The organism is Afipia sp. Root123D2 (assembly GCF_001425835.1).
Lineage (GTDB): Bacteria > Pseudomonadota > Alphaproteobacteria > Rhizobiales > Xanthobacteraceae > Afipia.
Window position 1 is genome coordinate 914,615 of record NZ_LMDP01000002.1, and the last position, 22,579, is coordinate 937,193.

Below are 22,579 nucleotides of genomic sequence, written 5' to 3' on the forward strand. Positions count from 1 at the left end.
TCTCTCCCTCCCCCTTGCGGGGAGGGTCGGTTGAGCGAAGCGAGACCGGGGTGGGGGCTCACCTAGCATCGACGTTCCACATACCCCCACCCGGTGCATCGTTCGCTGCGCTCTCGACGCACCACCCTCCCCACAAGGGGGAGGGAGGGGTGATTTGCCCGCCAAAACTTCCTAAATTGCCCCCTCATCATCGAGTCGCTTAAATCCATGCCTGTCCGCCAGCTTCCCGAACAGATCGTCAACCGCATCGCCGCCGGCGAAGTGGTGGAGCGGCCCGCCAGCGCGGTGAAGGAACTGGTCGAGAACGCGATCGACGCAGGCGCGACGCGGATCGACATTTTCACCGAAGGCGGCGGCCGGCGGCGCATCGCCATCACCGACGACGGCGCGGGCATGACGCACGGCGACCTTGCGCTTGCGGTCGACCGCCACGCCACCTCGAAACTCGACGACGAGGATCTGCTGCGCATCCGCACGCTCGGCTTTCGCGGCGAAGCGCTGCCCTCGATCGGCGCGGTGGCCCGGCTCGCGATCACCACGCGCCACGCCAGCGAGCCGCACGCCTGGGCGCTCAATGTCGACGGCGGCGTCAAATCTCCGATCGTGCCCGCCGCGCTGTCGTCGGGCACCCGCGTCGAGGCCGCCGATCTGTTTTACGCGACACCGGCGCGGCTGAAGTTTCTCAAGACCGACCGCACCGAGGCCGAGGCGATCCGCGAGGTGGTGCGCCGTCTCGCGATGGCGCGGCCCGACATCGCGTTCTCTCTCGCGGGCGAAGAACGCGCGCCGGTGACGTGGGCGGCGGCGCTGCCCGGCGCGCCGGGGCGGCTGACGCGGCTCGGCGACATCCTGGGCGCGGATTTTCGCGCCAGCGCCATCGAGGTGCGATCCGAACGCGAAGGCGTCAGCGTCGAGGGCTTCGCCGCCGCACCGTCGCTGACCAAAGCGAACGCGCTCGGGCAATACCTGTTCGTCAACGGCCGCCCGGTGCGCGACAAGCTCATTCTCGGCGCGGTACGCGCCGCCTATTCCGACTATCTGCCGCGCGACCGTCATCCGGTGGTGGCGCTGTTCGTTACGCTCGATACGCAGGAGGTCGACGCCAACGTCCATCCGGCGAAAACCGAAGTGCGTTTCCGCAACGCGGGGCTGGTGCGTGCGCTGATCATTCACGCATTGAAAGACGGCCTCGCCCGCGAGGGACGAAGGACGGCGGCGAATTCGGGTGGCGCGGCGATCATGGCATTCCGCCCCAACAACCCGCTGCCGCGCGGCAACTGGGACTGGCAGCGCTCGCCGAACGCGCCCGCCAATTTTGACGGCGGCGCCGCGCCGGCGTTCACATCGAACGTGTTCGCCGAGGCGGCGCAGGCCGCATTCGACACCGGCGCGCCATCCGCCGACGTGCGCTTCAACGAGACGCCGGCATCCGACCTGCTCGACCGCCCGCTCGGCGCGGCGCGCACGCAGATCCATGAGACCTACATCGTGTCGCAGACCCGCGACGGGCTTGTGGTGGTCGATCAGCACGCCGCCCATGAGCGCATCGTCTATGAGCGCCTCAAGGCGTCGATGGCGCGCGACGGCGTGCAGCGCCAGATGCTGCTGATCCCCGAGATCGTCGAAATGGACGAGGCGACGGTGGAGAAGCTGATCGCGCGCGCGGACGAACTGGAAAATTTCGGCCTCGTCATCGAATCCTTCGGCCCCGGCGCGGTGGCAGTGCGCGAGACGCCGTCGCTGCTCGGCAAGACCAACGCCGCAGGCCTGCTGCGCGATCTCGCCGAGCACATGGCGGAATGGGACGAAGCGCTGCCGCTGGAACGCCGTCTGCTGCATGTCGCCGCGACGATGGCGTGCCACGGCTCGGTGCGCGCCGGGCGCATCCTCAAGCCCGAGGAAATGAACGCGCTGCTGCGCGAGATGGAATCGACGCCGAACTCCGGCCAGTGCAACCACGGCCGCCCGACCTATGTCGAACTGAAACTCGCGGATATCGAGAAGCTGTTCGGGCGAAGGTGAGAGCTCTTTCTGTCATTGCCGGGCTTGACCCGGCAATCCATCGCTTTGAAAAATCATTTGATGGATGCGCGGGTCAAGCCCGCGCATGACACTTCAGGAAGTACCGCCCGCCCTTAAAAACACGAACTCGGTCTCGTCATAGGCGCGGCGTTCGAGTTCATCGTAGCCTTCCGGCGCAACGAAGGCCGCCGTCGTCGATTCCTCGACCACCACCAGCGCGTCGGGCGCGAGCCACTTTCCTTCGCGCAATGACGCCAGCGCTTTCGGCGCCAGCCCCTGCCCATACGGCGGATCGAGGAAGACAAGCGAAAACGGCTCCATCGGATGACACGGGCCGAGATTGGTGGCGTCGCGGCGATAGACCTTGGTCACGCCGCCAAGGCCCAGCGCCTCGACATTGTTGCGCAACAGCGCCCGCGCCTCGGCGCCATTGTCGACGAACAGCGCGAATGCCGCACCGCGCGACACCGCCTCGATGCCGAGCGCGCCGGTGCCGGCGAACAGGTCGAGCACCCGCGCGTTGTCGATCGGATTGCCGTAGGCGTGCATCAGGATGTTGAACAGCGACTCGCGCAGGCGATCCTGCGTCGGCCGGATGTCGTTCGACGACGGCGACGCGATGTTGCGGCCCCGCAGCCGCCCTCCCACCACGCGCATCAGATCAACCCACCCGACAGTGCCGGTCCCTCATGGTGAGGCACAACGAGAATCTCGTCATGCCCGGCCTTGAAACACTCGACCACAAAAGTCGTGGATGGCCGGGTCAAGCCCGGCCATGACAACTCTGCGTAAACCGCAATTCCCGCACCCATCGACGATCTCACTCAATCCTTGGGCTTGAGATCGCGCTTGCCGTGATAGCCGCGCTTGGGGCGGCGCGGCGGGCCGTAGCCTGCGGCGGCGTCCTCGTTGCGCGCACGGGCCTCGTCGCTGCCGGTGCGCTGGACCACGACGCTGCGGCCCTTGCGGTCGGCGATCACCGCGCGCTTCGGGCGCGGCGGCTTCGCAGGCTTCGCCTCGGCGCTCGCGACATCCTGCACCGGCTTGCCGAACTCGGCGCCGGACAGCGCGACGATGCGGTCGCCGAGCTGCTCGCGCAGCACGCGGGTCTTGACCTCCTCGGCCTGGCCTTCCTCGATCTCGGCGAGCTGGAACGGACCGTAGGAAATACGGATCAGGCGGTTCACCTCGAGCCCGAGATGCGCCATCACGTTGCGCACTTCGCGGTTCTTGCCCTCGCGGATCGCGAACACGATCCAGACATTGGCGCCCTTGTCGTGCTCCAGCGTCGCGTCGATCGAACCGTACTTGACGCCGTCGACCTCGATGCCGTTCTTGAGCTGATCGAGCTGCGCCTGCGTCACCTCGCCGTGGGCGCGGACGCGATAGCGCCGCAGCCAGCCGGTATCCGGCAGTTCGAGCGCGCGGGCGAGACCGCCGTCATTGGTCAGCAGCAGCAGGCCTTCGGTGTTGAAGTCGAGCCGCCCAATCGAAATGAGGCGCGGCAGGCCCTCCGGCAGATTGTCGAACACCGTCGGACGGCCTTCCGGATCGTCGTGGGTCGTCATCAGGCCGCGCGGCTTGTGATACAAGAACAGCCGGGTACGCTCGCGCTCGGGCAACTTCTCGCCGTCGACGGTCACCACATCGTTGGCGGTGACATCGAGCGCCGGAGAATTGATGACGCGGCCGTTGACCGCGACGCGGCCCTGCACGATCCACTCCTCGGCATCGCGGCGCGAACACATTCCCGCGCGCGACACCAGCTTGGCGATGCGCTCGCCGGTTTTCTTTTTCGCAGGCGCCTCACGCGGCGTGCGCTTGTCGAAGTCCGGCTTGCGCTCGCGGTAAGCACCGCGGCCGCCGAACGCCGGACGCCTGGCGAACACCTTGCTGTCGTCTTCGTTGTCGCGGCGCGGACGGTCGTCGCGGTCGGGCCCCTCGCTGCGGGGATGCTCCTGCCACTCGCTGCGACGCGGCGCGCGCTCCTCGCGCGGCTTGTCGAAACGCGGCCGTGAAAAGCGCGAACGCTCTTCGGAGCCGCCGCGATCCTCGCGCGGCCGGTCGAACTTGCGCGGACCGCGATCCGCACCGGATGAACGCTCGTCACGATCGCGCGAAAAACGCGGACGGTCGGAGGCGCCCTCGCGGGCCGGGCCGCGCTTCTGCCACGGTTTGTCGCTGCCGCGATCCTCGCCGCGTCCGAAATCCTTGCGCGGGCCGCGATCCTCGCGTGGTTTGAACGAGCGGCCTTCGTCGCGCGGACCGGCGCTGCGCGCGCCAAACTCCTTGCGCGGACCGCGCTCGTCGCGCTGCGGGCGGTCGTCACGGTTGAACCGCGCCGGACGCGCATCGCCGCGGTCGCCACGCGGCGCATAGGGTTTCTTGTCGCCGAATTTCCTGTCGCCGGAGCGCGCTGCTCCCGCCCCGCGCGGCGCATCGTCGCGGCCGCGCGATTTGAACGGACGATCACCGCCGCCGCGATCCTCGCGCGGTTTGAAGGAACGCTCGCCACGGTCCTCACGCGGCTTGAACGGGCGGCCTTCACCACGATCCTCGCGTGGCTTGAAGGGACGGCCTTCACCGCGATCCTCGCGTGGCTTGAACGAGCGGCCCTCGCCACGATCCTCTCGCGGCTTGAACGAACGGCCCTCACCACGGTCCTCGCGCGGTTTGAACGAACGACCTTCGCCGCGCGGCCCGGCGCTGCGCGCGCCGAACTCCTTGCGCGGGCCGCGATCGTCACGCTGCGGACGGTCGTCACGATTGAAACGCGGCCGCGATGCGCCGCGGTCATCATCCTTGCGGAAACTGTCGCGCTTGCCGGCGTAAGGCTTGTCGCCGGAACTGCGCGCGGCGTACGGCTTCTTGTCGCCGAATTTCTTGTCACCGAACTTCTTGTCGCCGAATTTGCGGTCGCCGCGCGGCGCCGACGATCGCTCTCCACCGCGTGCGCCTGCCCCGCCGCGCCCGCCCGCGCCGCGCCCGCCCGCGCCGCGCGAACCTGCACCACCCGGGCGGCCCTTGCCGCCGCCTGCTCCGCCGTCACGGCGCGGCGGACGGCCGTTGTTTTTATCGTTATCGCGGGGCATGAAGGATCTCTCGGGGCTGCTGGACTGTCAGACTTCGGGCGAACGGCTCGCGGCAACAGGCGCTCTCGATCAATCAGAGCACATTAGCGCAAAACCGGCTTTGCTGAAGGCGCCGTCATAACAGAGTTCTTTGCGGGAAACGAGGCAGGAAAGGAAGGATGACGGCAGCTTCTTTCATGGATTTGGCCCTGAAACAGGCCAAAAGCGCCGAAAACGCGGGCGAAGTGCCGATCGGCTGCGTCATTGTCCGCGACGGCAAGGTGCTGGCGGCGGCCGGCAACCGCACCCTGACCGACCGCGACCCCACGGCGCACGCCGAAATCCTGGCGATCCGGGAAGCGGCCCGGGCGCTCGGCAGCGAGCGGCTGGTCGACTGCGACCTCTACGTCACGCTGGAGCCCTGCACCATGTGCGCGGGCGCGATCTCGTTTTCGCGAATCCGGCGGCTGTATTACGGAGCGGCCGATCCCAAGGGCGGCGCGGTCGATTCAGGCGTGCGCTTCTTCGCGCAGCCGACCTGCCATCATGCGCCGGAGATCTACCCGTCCGTCGGCGAGCGCGAGGCGGCCACGCTGCTGACGGATTTTTTCAAGGCGAGAAGGTGAGCGCGTAACGCTCGTCCGGTTCTTCACCCCCACCCGGCGCTGCGCGCCACCCTCCCCACAAGGGGGGAGGGAAAGAGGGTGCCTCGCACTCAGTGTCGTCACCGGGCATAGCTGTTCGAAGAACGGCGTCGCTTCCGCTCGCCTAGGTTCCGGTGACCCCGCTTAGAGCGTACTGGGCTCACTTGATCGGGATGGCCGGAACAAGTCCGGCCATGACGCTGCGGAAAACACAAAGACTTTCCTGTCCGATGAGACTCTTTTCTCTCTCCTGCGAGGGGAGAGAAAAAAGCATCACAACCCCAGCTTCATGCCTTCGTGCGACTTCGCGAAACCCAATCGCTCGTAAAAGCGATGGGCATGAACGCGGCGCTTGTCGGTCTTAAGCTGCAACGCCTTGCAGCCGCGCGCCTTCGCGATCGCCGCCACCGCCTCCATCATGGTCGCGCCGATGCCCGAGCCACGCAGCGCGCGATCGACCCGCACGCCCTCGACCTGCGCGGTCCACGCACCCTTGTACGACAAACCCGGCAGGAAGGTGAGTTGCAGGCAGCCGACCACCTTGCCGCCCTCCTCCCAGACATAGAGCGTGTTGTTGGCATCGGCGGCGATGGCGTCGAACGCGACTTCATAAGGCGTCATGTCGGACAGGTTCTCGCGCCCCTTCGCGATCTCGTCGTCGTCCAGCATCTCGACGATGCGGCGGACATCCGCGCGCGTGGCTTCACGCAAGGCCATCACCGTCCTCCGTCGAAGAAGTTCAGCAGCGCCTGCACGGTAGCCTGCGGATTTTCCTCACACAGGAAATGCCCGCCGGTGATCGGCGCGCCGCGCACGTCGGTTGCCCATGTCTTCCAGGTGTCGAGCGGCGTGGCGTCCGACGATGCGATGCCGGTTGAGCCCCACAGCGCCAGCAGCGGCACTGTGATCTTTCTGCCAGCCTCGCGATCGGCCTTGTCGAACTCGAAATCGGCGTAGGCGCCGGCGCGATAATCCTCGCACATCGCATGAATCCGCGCCGGATCGTTGAAGGCGATGCGATAGTGCTCGAAGGCGCGCGGATCGAACGGGGTGAGATCGCCGGTCGCGGTCTGATGCGCCATCTTGAAGCGGATATAGAAATCCGGATTGCCGCCAAGCAGCGTTTCCGGCAACGGCTCCGGCTGCGCCAGAAACGCCCAGTGATAGATTTTCAGTGCGAACGCGCGATCCATCCGCGCCCAGTACTCGTAGGTCGGCAGGATATCGAGCACCGCGAGTTGCGACAGCCGCCCCGGGTGATCGAGCGCGAGGCGATAGGCGACGCGGCCGCCGCGATCGTGGCCTGCGAGCGCGAAGCGGACATGACCGAGCTGCTCCATCGCCGCGATCATCGCCTGCGCCATCGCGCGCTTGGTGTAGGGCGTGTGGTTGTCGTCGCTTCTGGGAATGTCCGACCAGCCGTAGCCGGGCAGATCGGCGATCACCAATGTGAACTTTTCCGCGAGCTGCGGCGCGACGCGGTGCCACATCACATGGCTCTGCGGATAGCCGTGCAACAGCAGCAACGGCGGCCCCTTGCCGCCGACGCGGGCGAAGATGCGGCCGTGTTTCGTGCTGATCCATTCGGAGGCGAAGTTCGGAAACAGATCGGCAAGATCGGGCATGGGGGGGCGTTCCTTCACTCTCAATCGTCGTCCCGGCGAAAGCCGGGACCCATACTCCCTGGACTCAAGCGACGCCTTCGCGGGGACGACATCGAGTGTGTGGCACATCGTACGCGTCCCACTCACCGTCATGGCCGGGCTCGTCCCGGCCATCCACGTCTTGCGATATCGCAACATAGAAAAACGTGGATGCCCGGCACAAGGCCGGGCATGACGAAAGTATTTGCTATCGCAGCCGCCTCACGTCTTCGCGTCCCGCTCCCGCTTCACCGCCTGCCAGCCGATGTCGCGGCGGCAGAAGCCTTCGGGCCACTGAATGCGGTCGATCGCATCATAGGCGCGGCGCTGCGCCTCGCTGACGCTCGCACCCATCGCAGTGACGTTGAGCACCCGCCCGCCATTGGCGAGAATCTTGCCGCCATCAGCCTTGGTGCCGGCGTGGAAAATCTCGACGCCCTCCACCTTCGCTGCCTCGTCGAGGCCCGCGATTACCGTGCCCTTGGCGTAATCGCCGGGATAGCCTTTCGCCGCCATCACCACGGTGAGCGCCGAATCCTGATACCAGCGCAGATCGAAATGTTTCAATTCGCCGTCGACCGACGCCATCAGCGCCGGAACGATGTCCGACATCATCCGCAGCATCAGCACCTGCGTTTCAGGATCGCCGAACCGCGCGTTGAACTCGATCAGCTTGGGGCCGTCCTTGCCGATCATCAAACCGGCGAACAGCACGCCCTTGTAGGGCATCCCTTTCGCCTTCATCGCCCGCAGCGTCGGGAGAATAATTTCGGCCATGGTGCGCTGCTGCACATCATCGGTGAACACCGGTGCCGGCGAGTAAGCGCCCATGCCGCCGGTGTTCGGGCCCTGATCGCCGTCGAAGGCGCGCTTGTGGTCCTGCGCCGCAGCCAGCGGCAACGCGTTGTCGCCGTCGCACAGCACGAAGAACGAGGCTTCCTCGCCTTCGAGAAATTCTTCCACCACCGCTTCGGCGCCCGCAGCACCGAAGCCGCCGCCGAGCATCATGTCGATCGCGGCATTGGCTTCATCGAGCGTCATCGCGACCACGACGCCCTTGCCGGCCGCAAGCCCGTCGGCCTTGATCACGATCGGCGCGCCGCGCGCCGCGATATACGCCTTGGCCGCCTCGGCATCGCGGAAGCGCTCGTATGCACCGGTCGGAATGTTGTTGTCGCGGCACAGATCCTTGGTGAAGCCCTTCGAGCTTTCAAGCTGCGAAGCAAGCTTGCTCGGCCCGAACGCCTTGATCCCGGCGCTCGCAAGATCGTCGACGATGCCGGCGGCGAGCGGCGCTTCCGGCCCGACCACGACAAGATCGACCTTGTTGGTTTTGCAGAACGCGATCACCGCCGCGTGGTCCGCAACATCGAGCGCGACGCATTCGGCCTCGCGGGCGATACCGGCATTGCCCGGCGCGCACCACAATTTGGTCAACAGTGGCGAGGCCGCAATTTTCCAGGCCAGCGCATGTTCGCGCCCGCCGGCGCCGAGAAGGAGCATATTCATGGGATCAGGGCCGGGATGAAGGGTCGAACCGACATTGGGAGAATGATAGAAGGGTTTATCATGATGCTTTCCTATCGCAACCGATTCGAGTCCCGATGCCCGCACGCGCTGCCGAAACCCTTGTGAACTCGCCGGAATACTCCGTTTCGGAACTGTCCTCCGCGCTCAAACGCACGGTCGAGGACACCTACGGCCATGTCCGGGTGCGCGGAGAGATTTCCGGCTTTCGCGGGCCGCATTCGTCGGGCCACTGCTATTTCGCGCTGAAGGACGAAGGCGCCAAGATCGAGGCGGTGGTGTGGAAAGGCGTCCACGGCCGGATGCGGTTCAAGCCGCAGGAGGGCCTCGAGGTCATCGCCACCGGCAAGCTGACGACTTACCCCGGCTCGTCGAAATATCAGATCGTGATCGAAGCGATCGAGCCTGCCGGCGTCGGCGCGCTGATGGCGCTGATGGAAGAGCGCAAGAAGAAGCTCGCCGCCGAGGGCCTGTTCGACGAAGCCCGCAAGCAATTACTGCCATGGCTGCCGGAGGTGATCGGCGTCATCACCTCGCCGACCGGCGCCGTGATCCGCGACATTCTGCACCGGCTGGAAGATCGCTTCCCGCGCCGCGTGCTGGTGTGGCCGGTGCGGGTGCAGGGCGAAGGCTCGGCCGAACAGATCGCCGCCGCGATCGACGGCTTCAACGCGCTGGAGGCGGGCGGCAAGATTCCACGGCCCGATCTCCTGATCGTCGCGCGCGGCGGCGGCTCGCTGGAAGACCTGTGGTCGTTCAACGAGGAAATCGTCGTTCGCGCCGCCGCCAACAGCATGATCCCGCTGATTTCCGCCGTCGGCCACGAAACCGACGTGACGCTGATCGACTTCGCCTCCGACAAGCGCGCGCCGACGCCGACCGCCGCCGCCGAAATGGCGGTGCCGGTGCGCGCCGAACTGGCGCTGGAGATTTCGTCGCTGGCGCGGCGCTCGTTCGCCTGCTGGCAGCGCAGCCATGAAGCGCGCCGGACCGAACTGCGCAGCGCCGCCCGTGCGCTGCCGAAGCTGCAGGACCTGCTGGCGATCCCGCGTCAGCGTCTCGACAATGCCTCGGCACAACTGCCGCGTGCGCTGCGCGCCAACACCCACGTCTACGACCGGCGGTTGTCGACCATCGGCGGCCGGCTGACGGTGCGCACGCTGAAAGAGCAGATCGCGCGCGGCCGCGAACGCGTCGAGCGCCTCGCCGTCTCGGCCCGGCGTTGCAGCGCGCAGACCATCGAGCAGCGCCGCACACGGCTGAAGCACATGGACCAACTTCTGTCGGCGCTGTCCTACAAGGGCGTGCTGTCGCGCGGCTTCGCGCTGGTGCGCGACGCCGACGGCCATCCGCTTCATGCCGCCGCGAATATCGCCCCCGGCCAGCATCTCGCCATCGAATTCGCCGACGGCAGCCTCAATGCCACCGCCGATGGCGACGGGGCGCAGCCGCCCGCAGCGACCTCGGCAGACACGCCGAAACCCGCACAGAAGCCGGCGGCGAAACGCACCACCGATTTCGGCGTCAAGAAGGTCCAGGGCGATCTGTTCTAGGCGATCCCTCACCGGCGTCATCACCGGGCTTTCCACGCCTTTCCAATCTCGCGAAATCCAGACGTGGATGGCCGGGTCAAGCCGGCCATGACGGGCGGGCGGGACAAGAGCCACGCGATCGAGGGTTTTACAACCTCCGCTTCGGACATATATTGGACCGACAATTCACGCCCGTGCCGGGAACTCGCAAGGACAATATCGTGCTCAATAAATTCGGCCCTTCCGGCCACGGCGAAGCCACGGTGGAATATCTCGATGGCGATTTCCGCGTGCTGTCACCGGGATCGTATGTTCGCTGCGCCGTCACCGGCGAGCACATCCCGCTCGACGAGTTGAAATACTGGAGCGTCGACCGCCAGGAAGCCTATGCGACGCCGGAAGCGGTGCTGGAGCGGCATTACCCCAACGCGATCAAGACGGGCTGATCCGGCACACCCTCGCTCATCACGCTACTTATCCCCGAACGCACATCCTTTCGATGTCGTCCCCGCGCAGGCGGGGACCCATAACCACCGCACCCGTATGCAGAAGCGTGCACGGGAAAGGAGACGGACGCGCCGGTGCGTCTACCTCGCGCGTTCAACCCGCGCGGTGAGAAACGCCCGCATCTGCGGCTCGTCCGTGAACGTCATCGTCACCGCAAGAACAGAAATGCCGCCGGCGTGCGGCGCGAGCCGCGCGTCGCTGCGGATTCGCGCCATGTCCTTCGCCGTCGTCACCAGCACCAGCGACTGCTTCGCTGCATCGGCGACAAGGCCGCCGATCTCCTCCGGCGTGAACGGATGATGGTCGGCGAACGTCCTGCTCGCGGCCACATCCACACCGTGTGCGCGCAGCGTTTCGAAAAACCGCGCCGGATCGCCGATACCGGCGAAAGCCAGCACGCGCTTGCCGCGCAAGTCCGACAACGATGCCTCGTTCGGGGTGAGTGACGCGCGGACCACCAGCCCGCCGCGTGCCACGACCTCGCGCGCGATGCCACCCGCAGCCGTGCCCTGCCCGACCACGATGAGCGCATCGGTGCGCGCGATCTGCGGCGCGAGCGGCGCGCGCAGCGGCCCGGCCGGAAACACCGCGCCGTTGCCGACACCGCGCGTGCCGTCGATCACCAGCAGCGACAGGTCCTTCTCAAGCGCCGGATTCTGGAATCCATCGTCGAGCAGGATCACGCTGGCGTCGTCGCGCTGCGCCAATGCAGCGCCGGCGACGCGGTCGCGCGCGACGATCACCGGCAATTGTGCCGCCATCATCAGCGGCTCGTCGCCGACCTGCGCGGCGGTGTGACAATGCGGGTCGACCCGCACCGGCCCTTCCTGATCGCCGCCATAGCCGCGGCTGACCACCACCGGCCGTTCGCCCATCGCCAGCAAGACAGCGGCAACCGCCAGCGTCGCCGGAGTCTTGCCCGCGCCGCCGACGTGATAGTTGCCGACGCAGATCACCGGAAGGCCCGCGCGCGCGCCGGGGCGCATCATCCGCCGCGCGGTCAGCGCGCCGTAGAGCGCGCCCAATGGCGACAGCAGACGCGACATCAGCGACGGTGGACCGTACCAGAAGGACGGTTCACGCATCGGCGCCGCGCTCCAGCCGCATCTGCAACAGATAAGGCTCCAGTGCACTGAGGGTCTTGTCGAGCGCGCCGCCGAGCCGCGCCACCACATCCTCCGCGGCGTTCAGCGCGTTCTGGCGCGCGATCGGATTGACCAGCAGATGTCCGAGCAGCTTGACGAACTGCTCGCTGTCCTCGGCGCGGAATGCGCCGCCAGCCGAATCGAGCGCCTGATAGATCTCGGTGAAATTGAACACCTGCGGCCCGTGAACGATGGCGGCGCCGAGCTTGATCGCCTCGATCGGATTCTGCCCGCCGTGTTCGATCAGCGAGCCGCCCATGAACACCACCGGCGCGATGCGATAAAACAATCCCATCTCTCCCATGGTGTCGGCAACATAGATGTCGGTGTTGGCGGACGGCACTTCACCGGCGGAGCGCAGCGAGACCTGCATCCCGCCCGCCGCCAGCATTCGCGCGATGGCGACGCCGCGTGCGGGATGGCGCGGCACGATCACGCTGAGCAGCGATGGAATTCCCGCGCCCAGCCTGCGGTGGGCATCGAGCACGATCTCTTCCTCGCCGGGATGGGTCGAGGCGGCGACGAACACCGTGCGGCGCTGGGTCGCGGCCTTCAGGCGCTCGAGCTTGCGCGGATCGGCCGGCGGCGCCGGCACGTCGAGTTTCAGGTTGCCGGAAGTGACGACGTTGGGGCAGCCGAGCGTCGAAAAGCGCTCGCCGTCGGTGTCCGATTGCGCGAGGCACAGATCGAAGCATGACAGCAGCGTCGAGATCGTGCCGTAGGCGCGGCGCCAGCGCGGATACGAGCGCTGCGACATCCGGCCGTTGATCAGCACCATCGGAATCCGCCGCTCGGCGGTGGACAACACCAGATTGGGCCACAGGTCCGACTCGATGAACAGCGCGAGGTCCGGCTTCCAGTGTTCGAGGAACGGCGTGACGAAACGCGGCGCGTCGAACGGCACATATTGATGGATCACGTCGGGCGGGAAACGCCGTGCCGCGACCTCCGCCGAAGTCACGGTGCCCGAGGTCAGAAGAACACGGACATCGAGCTTGCGCAGGCGCTCGATCAGACCGGCGGCCGCCAGCACTTCGCCGACGCTGGCGCCGTGAATCCAGATCAGCGGTCCCTGAGGCCGCGGCGCGCTGCCGATGCCGCGCCGCTCGCCGAGCCGCAACCGATCTTCCTTGCCCTGCTTCAGCCGCCGCTTGACGATGGTGCCGAGCAGCGGCGTCGCCAGCGACGATGCCCGCCGGTACAACCGCAGCGTGATCGGCAGCGCGCTAGGCATGAAGGCCCTCGTCCGGACGGCCGACATAAGCATAGGCGCGACGGGTGATCGCGTTCAGTTCGGTTTCGAGTTGCTGACGCAGCGTTTCCATCGTCGCCGAGTCCGCATCCGGCGGCACCCGGATCAGGTCGCCGCCCATCATCACGCCGCGGCCGAACGGCAGATGAATCACCGAGCGATCCCAGTTGTTGAGACGCTTGAAGCGGCTGGTGGCGATCGCCACCGGCACGATCGGGCGGCCGGATTCGCGCGCCAGCATGATGATGCCGAGCCCGGCCTTGCGCGAGACTTTCGGCACGTCGGCGGTCAGCGCCATGTTGAACTTCTGGTCGAGCGCGCGAACCATGTTCTTGAACGCGCCGACGCCGCCCTTGCGGTGGAACGCCGCGCCATGATCGCCCGAACCGCGCACGGTGCCGACATTCAGCCGCTCGGCGGCGATGGCGTTGATCTCGCCGTCGCGATGACGCGAGACCAGAACCTTGGCGGGATATTTCTTGCGCTTGAGGAACGGCATCATGAAATGCTGGCCGTGCCAGAACGCGACGATCACCGGCATGTCCGGTTCGAGCCGCTCATAGACGTCGATCGGCTCCATGGTGAAGCGGTTGGTCAGCCACACCAGACGCAGGAATTCGGCCGCGAGGAAACCCGCGGTCTGCTGAACCCAGCCGGCCCTGCTCAGTTTTCGCAGCGAGGATTTCAAGATGCGGGTTTCGCGTCGTGCTGGGGATCGAGCAGGCGATGGATGTGGACGATGAAATAACGCATGTGGGCGTTGTCGACCGACTGCTGTGCCTTCGCCTTCCACGCGGCGTAGGCGGCCGCGTAGTTCGGGTACAGCCCGACCATCTCGACCTTGTCGAGATCCTTGAAGGTGATGTGTTCGAGATCGAGAAGCTCTCCACCGATGACGAGGTGGAGCAGTTGTTGCGCGGTATCGGACATGGAATTATTCCCGGAATTTTTCCTGAACAATGACCTGCGCGCGAATTGAAGCACCGAATCGGAACGCCTGCATCAAAAAACCGGATGGCTCCGGAAATGATCGACGATGCGTTGGTGACGAGCGTGTCCCGCCGCCACCAGCAATCCGTGCGTCACGTCGGCCCGGTTATAAACCAGAGGTTCGCCGGTCAACGCAGTCATTTTCCCGCCCGCTTCGTGCACGATTAAGTCCGCCGCGGCAAGGTCCCAGTCGCGGCTGCGGCCGCCCGCAAAAGCGGCATCGATCCCGCCGTCGGCGACCCGGCACAGCCGCAGCGCCAGCGAGCCGATCCGGGGATGGCTCGCAGTCCCGGTTGCAGCCGATTCGAGACGTTCGACCAGCGGCTTGGGACCGGCCATGCGGGCCAGATCGAGCGCCGATCCCGCCGCAACACCGGTCACCGCATCGTTGAGCGTGGCGCCGCCGTTGCGGGTTGCGAAATAGAACTGTTGATCCGCCGGCGCGAACACCGCGCCGAGCACCGGCCTGCCGTCGTCCTGCACCAGCGCGACGCTGACCGACCAGTCGTGCTGGTGGTTGAGATAGGCACGGGTGCCGTCGATCGGATCGACCACCCAGGTGAACGGCCGCTCGAGCCGCGCGGTGTTCTCCGCGCTCTCTTCCGACAGCCAGCCATAATCGGGCCGGGCGCCCACAAGCCGCGCCTCGATCAGATCGTTGACGGTGATGTCGGCTTCCGACACCGGCGACGATGCGCCCTTGGTCCAAGTCTTGAGATCGGTGCGGAACAGACTGAGCGCCAGCGCGCCGGCCTCGCGAACCGTGTCCGCCAGCAGCGCCGCGTCGCTTGTCACCGTGTCAGCGTCCCGCAATCGTCAGGCCTTCGATGCGCACCGTCGGCGCGTTGACGCCGTACTTGAATTCGAGATCGTTGGCCGGCGTCATCGACTTGAAGATGTCGAACAGATGCCCGGCGATGGTGACCTCGCTCACCGCATAGGTGATCTCGCCGTTCTCGATCCAGAAGCCGGCGGCGCCGCGGCTGTAATCGCCGGTGACACCGTTGACGCCGGAACCGATCAGGTCAGTGACGTAGAAGCCTTCCTTGATGTCCGCGATCAATTCCTTCGGCGTCGCCTGGCCGGCTTCGAGATGCAGATTGTAGGCCCCGGGCGACGGCGACGACGACACGCCGCGATGGGCATGGCCGGTGGTCGTCATGCCGAGTTCGCGGGCGGTCGCGGAATCGAGCAGCCACGAGGTCAGCACGCCGTCATCGACGATGTTGAGTTTCTTCACCGCGACGCCTTCGGCATCGAACGACTGCGAGCGCAGGCCGCGCACCCGCAGCGGATCGTCGACGATGCGGATGCCGCCCGCGAACAATTGCTGGCCGAGCTTGTCCTTGAGGAAACTGGTCTTGCGCGCGATCGACGCGCCGTTGGCCGCGCCGACCAGATGGCCGACCAGCGAGCCGGAAATCCGCGGATCGAACACCACCGGCACCTTGCAGGTCGCGACCTTGCGCGGATTGAGCCGGGCGATGGTGCGCTCGCCCGCGCTGCGGCCGATCGCGGCCGGCGACAACAGATCGGACGCATGGATCGCCGAGGTGAAATCGTAATCGCGCTCCATGCCGGTGCCCTCGCCGGCAATCGCCATCATCGAGATGCCCTGGCTCGAGCGCAGATAAGAACCGTGGAAGCCGGTGCTGGTCACCAGCACCATGCCGCCGATGCCGGACGATGCCGACGCGCCGCCGGATTTCGCAACGCCTTTCACCGCAAGCCCGGCCGCTTCGGCTTCCTGTGCGCGCCGCTCAAGCTCGGCGGTCGAAGGCACCTGCGGATCGAGCAGATCGAGATCGGGAAACTCTTTCGCCAGCAGCGACGGATCGGCGAGACCGACATACGCATCGTCGGGTGCGACGCGCGCCATCGCCACCGCGCGCTCGGCGAGTCTGGCTGCGCCATCGCCGCTGATGTCGTTGGTCGAGACCACCGCCTGACGCTTGCCGACAAACACCCGCAGGCCGACATCGTCGCCTTCGGAGCGTTCCGATTCCTCGACACGTCCGTCGCGCACCTCGACACCATGCGACACACCGCGCACCGCGACCGCATCGGCGGCATCGGCGCCCGCTTTTTTCGCCGCCTCGACGAGACGCTGCGCCAGCGCACTCAGCGCGCTTTGATCGAGCAGATCGGATGTGGTGGAAGCCGACGGCGAAGACGATTGCGCGTTTGGTGAAGAGATCACGAACAAAATCCTGACGCTTGGAGCGAGATTGGGACGCCGGAGCTGGTGTCCCGAAACGATCCTGCCCTGCTAAACTTCGATATGAATTTTCCGAATCATCAGATGTGCCTGTTTTACGCTGACTTCAAGCGTTTGGCGCTCCCGCCCGGCAACATATTTCAGCAAGGGTGCAAGGTCTCGTCAATCATGCCGGACAACCTCCCGTCAATCATGAGAATCGAACAAGACCGGGCAAGACCCGATTAACCAGCCTTGTTAAGCGGATTCGGACGGCGCTCTGACATTCTCCACGCATCGACCGGGAACATAATTCCGGCGGGGAGATAAAATGAGGCGTCAATTCGGAGTCGGCGGGGTGCAACCCGTCGGGTCGAGCCGCGACATGCGGCTCGACCCCCATTCCTTGCCCATCAGCTTCCAGGCGCGCGATGGCCGCGCCGACGGGGAGATGCGGCACATCCAGATCGATCGTGAACGTGTCGTCGTGCGTCGTGCCGTCCGCGGCATGAACATGACGGTGCAGATTCGCATTCGCGAATTTCTCGGCATCGCGCGGCGCGCCACCGACGAGGGCGAAGCGCTGGTGCTGACCCATCGCGATCCGTCGCTGTCGGTGCCGCTGCTGGTGACGTCGGACAATAACGAGATCGACAATGTCTGGTCGCAGTGGAGCGACCTCTTGGCATTGCCGCAGATCGAGGACGAAAGCGACGACGCCCGCGAACCGGCGCAGCGGCGGCGGCGGCGCAACGTGATCCGGATGCGGCGGCCGAAATTCCTGATGCGGCGCAAGGCCGGTTATCGCCTCGGCGAAACCTCGGTGCATCGCGACGAACGCGAGATCATCGCGCGGACGTGAAATCTTGGAACGCCGTCACCCTGAGGAGCCGGAGCGCAGCGAAGGCCTCGAAGGGCGACGGCTGCATACATCCTTCTTCACCGTCATCCTTCGAGGCGCGCAAGTTGCCCCTCACCCCGCGCGCAGCACGGCGTCGACCAGCAATCCGGCGAACAGCAGCAGCCCGGCGTCGCGGTTCGATTTGAACAGCCGCAGGCACAGCGCGGAATCGGAAATCACGATGCGCGCGATCTGTCTCGCGAGGTGAACGGCGAACGCGGCAAGCCCGACGAACGCCGGCAAGCCCGCGCCGCCAAGCCACAGCGCCGTTCCGATCAGCACCACCGCCAATCCGTAAAACAGCGCCAGCATCTGTTTGGTGCGCGCGCCGAACAACAGCGCGGTCGATTTAACGCCGATCAGCGCGTCGTCTTCGGTGTCCTGATGGGCGTAGATGGTGTCGTAGCCGATCACCCACGAGATCGATCCGGCGTACAGCGCCAGCGCTGCGGGATCGATCCGGCCGAGGATGACCGCGAAGCCCATCAGCGCGCCCCATGAGAAGGCGAGGCCGAGCACCACCTGCGGCCAGTAGGTGATGCGCTTCATGAACGGATAGACCGCAACGATCGCGAGCGAAGCGATGCCGGTCATCACCGCGAACGAATTGAACTGCAGCAGCACCGCGAGCCCGACCAGCGCCTGCGCCACCAGAAATACGGCCGCCTGCGTCGCCGTCACCTGCCCCGCCGGAATCGGACGCGAGCGGGTGCGCTCGACCTTGCCGTCGAGATCGCGGTCGGTGATGTCGTTCCAGGTGCAGCCGGCGCCGCGCATCACGAAAGCACCGATGAAGAACAGCACGACGACGCGCGCCAGATCGTGGACGTCATGCGCAACGCCGGCGGCGAGCGCCGCCGACCACCAGCACGGCATCAGCAGCAGCCACGAGCCGATCGGCCGGTCGAACCGCGACAGCCGCAGATAGGGCCGCGCCCACACCGGCGCGCGGGTATCGACCCAGTTGCCGGTGGAATCGGCGACGCGCGCCGCAGCGTTACTCATGAGGATCGGCGATCATGCGCCGGGCAGCCGCGCAAATCGTCTCAGCGCGCGAGCACATTGCCGCTCAGGGTGTCGAAGGTCGAACCGCCGCCGCGCTTGGACGGTCTCGCTTCCGGCAGCGCCGTCGAACCGAGCACATCGCTCAGGCTCGGCCCGGCCGGGCCGCGCTGCTGCGCTTCGGCCTGCTGGGCCGCGACGTTGCAGACCTGGGTGGTCAGCTTGGTGGTGTGGCTGTGATTGTCGTTGAGCTGCTTGTGGGCCTGCTCGGGGATGCCGCACTTCTTCGCGTTGACCTCGACATATTTGATCATCTTGGTCTCGGCGGTGCTCAGCCCGCGCAGCGCCTTGCACGCTTCGGAGGGCGGCGCCTTGCGCTTGCCCATGCCCTGAATCGTCGCCATGCGCTTCTCGACTTCCTTGCGCAACGGCAAGAACTCGTTCTGGCAGTTCGCTGCGGCCGGCGGCGGACCGCCCTGCGGAGCCGGCTGCGAGAATCCGCGGCTCATCGGCGCGGCACCGTCCGACGGAAATGCCATCGGCGCGCTGTTTATCGGGTTCATCGGCGCGGTCGACGGCGACACCCGGGCCGGCTGTGCCGGCGGCGCGGCCTGTCCTGGAAGCGGCGCGGGAAATGCCGGCGCATTCGCGGCCTGGCCAGGCAGCGGCGCGGGAAACGGCGTCTGGGCCTGCGCGCCTGAGTTCAACAGCGCAGCCATCACGCAGGCCGACACGGCAAGCGGAAGCGCAAAACGCGGCGACATCGAACGGATCACAATCAAGGTTCTCCTCCGGCGGGTTCCAGCGCCCGGGACTCGCGGCTCAAACAGGCTTTGACGGCTTTTACGATTCTCGCCCGCGCATAACAACCCGGCGAATCAGGCAGCAGCGCGGCGGTTCGCCGCGTGAGCGATAAAATCCCTTCATCGGCAGCAGGATAGGAACCCTCGCACGCGAGCCGATATGCCGTCATCGTGATCCTCACTGTCCGGCGGGAACTCCCTCTCCCCGTAAGGGGCAGAGGTAAAAGCATCCGGTGATGCGCGTCGTACACGCTGGCAATCGAGGCCCGTTCAGCTAGAAGTCGGTCATTCGAGGACCGTCCATTGAGCACCGATTTCCGCAGCCCCCGCCTGTTCGTCGATGCGCCGCTCGCCACCGGCGGCACCATCGATCTCGACCGCAATCAGGCCAATTATCTCGGCAACGTACTGCGGCTGTCAGCGGGCGACACCGTGCTGGTGTTCAACGGCCGCGACGGCGAATGGCGCGCGGCGGTCGGCGGCCGCAAGCGTCCCGACCAGCTCACCGTCGGCGAACGGACCCGGCCGCAACAGGCCCTGCCCGACCTGCATCTGGCGTTCGCGCCGCTGAAACATGCCCGGCTCGATTACATGGTGCAGAAAGCGGTCGAGATGGGGATCGCGGCGCTGCATCCGGTGCTGACGCGGTTCACCCAGGTCAGCCGCGTCAACACCGAGCGGATGCGCGCCAATGTCGTCGAGGCCGCCGAGCAATGCGGCATCATCGCGCTGGCCGCCGTCGCCGAGCCGATGGCGCTCGACAAGTATCTCGCCCAGCGCGACGGCGCGCGGCGGCTGGTGTTCTGCGACGAGGGCGCCGACACCGCAAATCCCCTCACCGCGCTGACGGACCTGCCGAAAGCCGGCGGCATCGACGTGCTGATCGGCCCCGAAGGCGGCTTCGCCGACGAGGAGCGCGCGGCTCTGCTCAAACAGCCCGATATCGTCCGGCTGTCGCTCGGGCCGCGGATCCTGCGCGCCGATACCGCAGCGGTGGCGGCGCTGGCGGTGGTGCAGGCGACGCTGGGCGACTGGGCACAACCCTGATATGCACGCAAAAGTTGCAATGAAACTTATTAAGCCCTTTTTGGCTTCGCCGTCGAAACCCGCCCCTAGCCGTGCTAAAGGGCCGCACCTCTTGAGACTTTCGAGCTGTAACGGACTTAACCGATGATCAGGACCGCCGCCCCTCTCGCGACCGGCGCCGCCTTGAAGGCGGACGCCTTGCTGTTGTCGCTGACGCAGGCGGGCTACACCCATGTCGCCCCCGCGATCCTGCAACCGGCCGAGCCGTTCCTCGATCTTTCGGGCGAGGACATCCGCAAAAGCCTGTATCTGACCAGCGACGCCACCGGCGAGGAACTGTGCCTGCGGCCGGACCTGACGATCCCGGTGGCGCGCGACTATCTCGCCTCGCTGCGCGCCGGACGCCCGGCGGGCTACTGCTATCTCGGTCCGGTGTTCCGCTATCGCGGCGGCCGCACCAGTGAATTCAACCAGGCCGGAGTCGAATCGTTCGGCCGTCAGGACCGCGCCGCCGCCGACGCCGAAATTCTCGCGCTCGCACTCGAATCCGCCGCCGCCTTCGGGATGATCCCCGACGACGTCGACATCCGCACCGGCGACGTCGCGCTGTTCTCGGCGCTGATCGACGCGCTCGATCTGTTTCCAGTGTGGAAGCGCCGCCTGATCAAGGATTTCAACCGCAAGGTTTCGCTGGCGGAGGATCTCGCGCAGCTCACCATCGCCACCGGCGCCGGCAACGAATACGAAGGCGTGCTGGCCGCGCTCGCCGGCTCCGACCGCAAGGCGGCGCTGGCGCTGGTCACCGACCTGATGTCGATCGCCGGCACCACCAATGTCGGCGGCCGTGACGTCGCCGAAATCGCCGATCGCTTTCTCGAACAATCGACGCTCAAAGGCGGCGCGCTGCCGCGCGAGGCGCTGCAACTGATCGAGCGATTCCTCGGCATCGCCGGCGAACCCGACGAGGCGGCGGCGCAACTGCGTGGCCTTGCCGCCGACGCCAAACTCGACCTCACCGCTGCGATCGACGAATTCGAAAGCCGCACCGGCTTCATGGCGGCGCGCGGCGTCGACACCAAGACGATCCGGTTCTCGACCTCGTTCGGACGCGGCCTCGATTACTACACCGGCTTCGAGTTCGAACTGCACCGCAAGGGCAACGGCGCCGAACCGCTGGTCGGCGGCGGCCGTTACGACGGCCTGCTGACGCGCCTCGGCGCGCCGGAGCCGATCCCGGCGGTCGGATTCTCGATCTGGATCGAAGCGCTCACGCAAACCGGGAGCGCGTCATGACCACGCCGTTCGTTCTCGCCGTTCCCTCCAAGGGCCGCCTGCAGGAAAACGCCGATGCGTTTTTCGCGCGCGCCGGCCTCGCGCTCGCCAAGGCAGGCGGCGCCCGTGATTATCGCGGCACCATCACCGGCCTCGACAATGTCGAGATCGCCTATCTGTCCGCCAGCGAGATCGCGGCGCAGCTGGCGCGCGGCGCGGTTCACCTCGGCATCACCGGCGAGGATCTGGTGCGCGAGAGCATCGTCGATGCCGACAAGCGCGTGCTGCTGATCGAGTCGCTCGGATTCGGCAGCGCCAATGTCGTGGTCGCCGTGCCGCAGGCGTGGATCGACGTCCGCAACATGGCCGACCTCGACGACGTCGCGACTTCGTTCCGCGCCAAGCACAATCACCGGATGCGGGTCGCCACCAAATACATCAATCTGACGCGCGCCTATTTTGCCGCGCACGGCATCGTCGATTATCGCATCGTCGAGAGCGCCGGCGCGACCGAAGGCGCGCCCGCGGCCGGCTCGGCTGAGCTCATTGTCGACATCACCACCACCGGCGCGACGCTCGCCGCCAATGGCCTCAAGGTGCTCGACGACGGCACGATGCTGCGCAGCCAGGCCAACCTCGTCGCCGCGCGCGACGCCGACTGGTCGCCCGCGGCGCGAGAGACCGCGCGGGTGATCTTCGACCACATCTCCGCCCGCGCCCGCGCCGCGAAGTACAAGGAAGTCCGCACCCGCTTCTCCGGCTGCAACGATGCGCTGCTCGCCGAAGCCCACGAGAAGTTCGGCGTGGTGTCGCCGTTCGGCGGGCCGACCTCGTCGGGCATGGTGACGCTGCACTGCCCGCCGGCGCAGCTTTACGCGCTCGGCAGTTTCCTGCGCGCGCACGGCGCCGACACCATCTCCGTCGCTTCACTGGATTACGTGATGGACCGCGAGAACCCGCTTTTCGCCAAACTTGAGGCCTTCCTGGGGCGCTAGTGGTCCGATTCCAACATTTGCCAGCGCCGAAAGGCTAAGCCCGTTCGTGG

22 protein-coding genes are annotated in these 22,579 nt (G+C 66.5%); 8 read left to right on the forward strand and 14 right to left on the reverse strand.

All coding sequences use genetic code 11. The features are described from left to right. Nucleotides 1–207 precede the first annotated feature (207 nt). Nucleotides 208–2,022 (forward strand): DNA mismatch repair endonuclease MutL, encoded by a 1,815-nt coding sequence (gene mutL / locus ASC80_RS13500; RefSeq protein ID WP_056297852.1) that lies wholly within the window; start codon nt 208–210, stop codon nt 2,020–2,022. A 93-nt stretch (nt 2,023–2,115) separates the two neighbouring features. Here the strand turns inward: mutL and rsmD are convergent, their stop codons facing one another. The 3 genes from rsmD to ASC80_RS13510 are packed head-to-tail and all read right to left on the reverse strand — an operon-like array spanning nt 2,116 to nt 5,114. Beyond that, nucleotides 2,116–2,679, reverse strand: a complete 564-nt coding sequence (gene rsmD, locus ASC80_RS13505; RefSeq protein ID WP_056297855.1) for a 16S rRNA (guanine(966)-N(2))-methyltransferase RsmD — start codon at nt 2,677–2,679, stop codon at nt 2,116–2,118. Then, complete coding sequence (locus ASC80_RS23765) at nt 2,679–2,834, reverse strand: hypothetical protein (RefSeq protein WP_156464393.1); 156 nt, start codon at nt 2,832–2,834, stop codon at nt 2,679–2,681. The genes rsmD and ASC80_RS23765 overlap by 1 nt, the downstream gene beginning before the upstream one ends. Before the next feature lie 12 nt (nt 2,835–2,846). Further along, complete coding sequence (locus ASC80_RS13510; RefSeq protein ID WP_056297856.1) at nt 2,847–5,114, reverse strand: pseudouridine synthase; 2,268 nt, start codon at nt 5,112–5,114, stop codon at nt 2,847–2,849. Between the two features lie 158 nt (nt 5,115–5,272). Between ASC80_RS13510 and ASC80_RS13515 the strand changes: the two genes are divergently transcribed. Beyond that, the gene (locus ASC80_RS13515; protein ID WP_056297859.1) at nt 5,273–5,719 is read left to right on the forward strand and encodes a nucleoside deaminase; all 447 of its coding nucleotides are present in this window, start codon (nt 5,273–5,275) and stop codon (nt 5,717–5,719) included. A gap of 291 nt (nt 5,720–6,010) precedes the next feature. Here ASC80_RS13515 and ASC80_RS13520 read toward each other — a convergent pair whose 3' ends face one another. The 3 genes from ASC80_RS13520 to purD all read right to left on the reverse strand — a co-directional run bounded on the left by ASC80_RS13520 (nt 6,011) and on the right by purD (nt 8,889). Then, entirely contained in the window at nt 6,011–6,454 is a 444-nt protein-coding gene (locus tag ASC80_RS13520; protein WP_056297862.1) for a GNAT family N-acetyltransferase, read from the reverse strand. After that, nucleotides 6,454–7,362: an alpha/beta fold hydrolase gene (locus ASC80_RS13525; RefSeq protein ID WP_056297863.1), complete on the reverse strand. Its 909-nt coding sequence runs from the start codon at nt 7,360–7,362 to the stop codon at nt 6,454–6,456. Before ASC80_RS13525 ends, ASC80_RS13520 begins: the two co-directional genes overlap by 1 nt. A 240-nt stretch (nt 7,363–7,602) precedes the next feature. Continuing rightward, nucleotides 7,603–8,889 (reverse strand): phosphoribosylamine--glycine ligase, encoded by a 1,287-nt coding sequence (gene purD / locus ASC80_RS13530; RefSeq protein WP_056297867.1) that lies wholly within the window; start codon nt 8,887–8,889, stop codon nt 7,603–7,605. 95 nt (nt 8,890–8,984) lie between these two features. Between purD and xseA the strand changes: the two genes are divergently transcribed. Then, complete coding sequence (xseA, locus tag ASC80_RS13535) at nt 8,985–10,460, forward strand: exodeoxyribonuclease VII large subunit (protein ID WP_056297870.1); 1,476 nt, start codon at nt 8,985–8,987, stop codon at nt 10,458–10,460. 200 nt (nt 10,461–10,660) lie between these two features. Then, nucleotides 10,661–10,885, forward strand: coding sequence for a DUF2093 domain-containing protein (locus ASC80_RS13540; protein ID WP_056298946.1), 225 nt, complete (start codon nt 10,661–10,663; stop codon nt 10,883–10,885). A gap of 141 nt (nt 10,886–11,026) precedes the next feature. On the opposite strand, the gene lpxK is transcribed toward ASC80_RS13540, so the two are convergent. The 6 genes from lpxK to ASC80_RS13570 all read right to left on the reverse strand — a co-directional run bounded on the left by lpxK (nt 11,027) and on the right by ASC80_RS13570 (nt 16,533). After that, complete coding sequence (lpxK, locus tag ASC80_RS13545) at nt 11,027–12,031, reverse strand: tetraacyldisaccharide 4'-kinase (RefSeq protein WP_056297872.1); 1,005 nt, start codon at nt 12,029–12,031, stop codon at nt 11,027–11,029. After that, nucleotides 12,024–13,325 (reverse strand): 3-deoxy-D-manno-octulosonic acid transferase, encoded by a 1,302-nt coding sequence (locus ASC80_RS13550; RefSeq protein WP_056298948.1) that lies wholly within the window; start codon nt 13,323–13,325, stop codon nt 12,024–12,026. The genes lpxK and ASC80_RS13550 overlap by 8 nt, the downstream gene beginning before the upstream one ends. Continuing rightward, nucleotides 13,318–14,031: a lysophospholipid acyltransferase family protein gene (locus ASC80_RS13555; protein WP_056297875.1), complete on the reverse strand. Its 714-nt coding sequence runs from the start codon at nt 14,029–14,031 to the stop codon at nt 13,318–13,320. Before ASC80_RS13555 ends, ASC80_RS13550 begins: the two co-directional genes overlap by 8 nt. After that, nucleotides 14,028–14,273, reverse strand: a complete 246-nt coding sequence (locus ASC80_RS13560; protein WP_056297878.1) for a DUF4170 domain-containing protein — start codon at nt 14,271–14,273, stop codon at nt 14,028–14,030. Before ASC80_RS13560 ends, ASC80_RS13555 begins: the two co-directional genes overlap by 4 nt. Nucleotides 14,274–14,345: 72 nt before the next feature. Continuing rightward, nucleotides 14,346–15,146, reverse strand: a complete 801-nt coding sequence (locus ASC80_RS13565; RefSeq protein WP_056297880.1) for a 3'(2'),5'-bisphosphate nucleotidase CysQ — start codon at nt 15,144–15,146, stop codon at nt 14,346–14,348. Beyond that, on the reverse strand, nt 15,133–16,533 hold the full coding sequence (locus ASC80_RS13570; RefSeq protein WP_056298952.1) for a TldD/PmbA family protein: 1,401 nt from the start codon (nt 16,531–16,533) through the stop codon (nt 15,133–15,135). Before ASC80_RS13570 ends, ASC80_RS13565 begins: the two co-directional genes overlap by 14 nt. A gap of 328 nt (nt 16,534–16,861) precedes the next feature. Here ASC80_RS13570 and ASC80_RS13575 point away from each other — a divergent pair, with 328 nt between their 5' ends. Then, the gene (locus ASC80_RS13575) at nt 16,862–17,392 is read left to right on the forward strand and encodes a DUF6101 family protein (protein WP_056297882.1); all 531 of its coding nucleotides are present in this window, start codon (nt 16,862–16,864) and stop codon (nt 17,390–17,392) included. Nucleotides 17,393–17,503: 111 nt separating this feature from the next. On the opposite strand, the gene ubiA is transcribed toward ASC80_RS13575, so the two are convergent. Further along, a complete protein-coding gene (gene ubiA, locus ASC80_RS13580) occupies nt 17,504–18,436 on the reverse strand; it encodes a 4-hydroxybenzoate octaprenyltransferase (protein ID WP_056297884.1) in 933 nt (310 codons plus the stop codon). 41 nt (nt 18,437–18,477) lie between these two features. Continuing rightward, nucleotides 18,478–19,209, reverse strand: coding sequence for a hypothetical protein (locus tag ASC80_RS13585; RefSeq protein WP_056297886.1), 732 nt, complete (start codon nt 19,207–19,209; stop codon nt 18,478–18,480). A 330-nt stretch (nt 19,210–19,539) separates the two neighbouring features. Between ASC80_RS13585 and ASC80_RS13590 the strand changes: the two genes are divergently transcribed. From ASC80_RS13590 to hisG, 3 genes are all read left to right on the forward strand, one after another. Beyond that, nucleotides 19,540–20,283: a 16S rRNA (uracil(1498)-N(3))-methyltransferase gene (locus ASC80_RS13590; RefSeq protein WP_056297888.1), complete on the forward strand. Its 744-nt coding sequence runs from the start codon at nt 19,540–19,542 to the stop codon at nt 20,281–20,283. A gap of 123 nt (nt 20,284–20,406) precedes the next feature. Further along, a complete protein-coding gene (locus tag ASC80_RS13595) occupies nt 20,407–21,555 on the forward strand; it encodes an ATP phosphoribosyltransferase regulatory subunit (protein WP_056297889.1) in 1,149 nt (382 codons plus the stop codon). Continuing rightward, nucleotides 21,552–22,529 carry an ATP phosphoribosyltransferase gene (hisG, locus tag ASC80_RS13600; protein WP_056297892.1) on the forward strand — a complete coding sequence of 326 codons (978 nt, stop codon included), beginning with the start codon at nt 21,552–21,554 and terminating at the stop codon, nt 22,527–22,529. The genes ASC80_RS13595 and hisG overlap by 4 nt, the downstream gene beginning before the upstream one ends. Nucleotides 22,530–22,579: the final 50 nt, after the last annotated feature.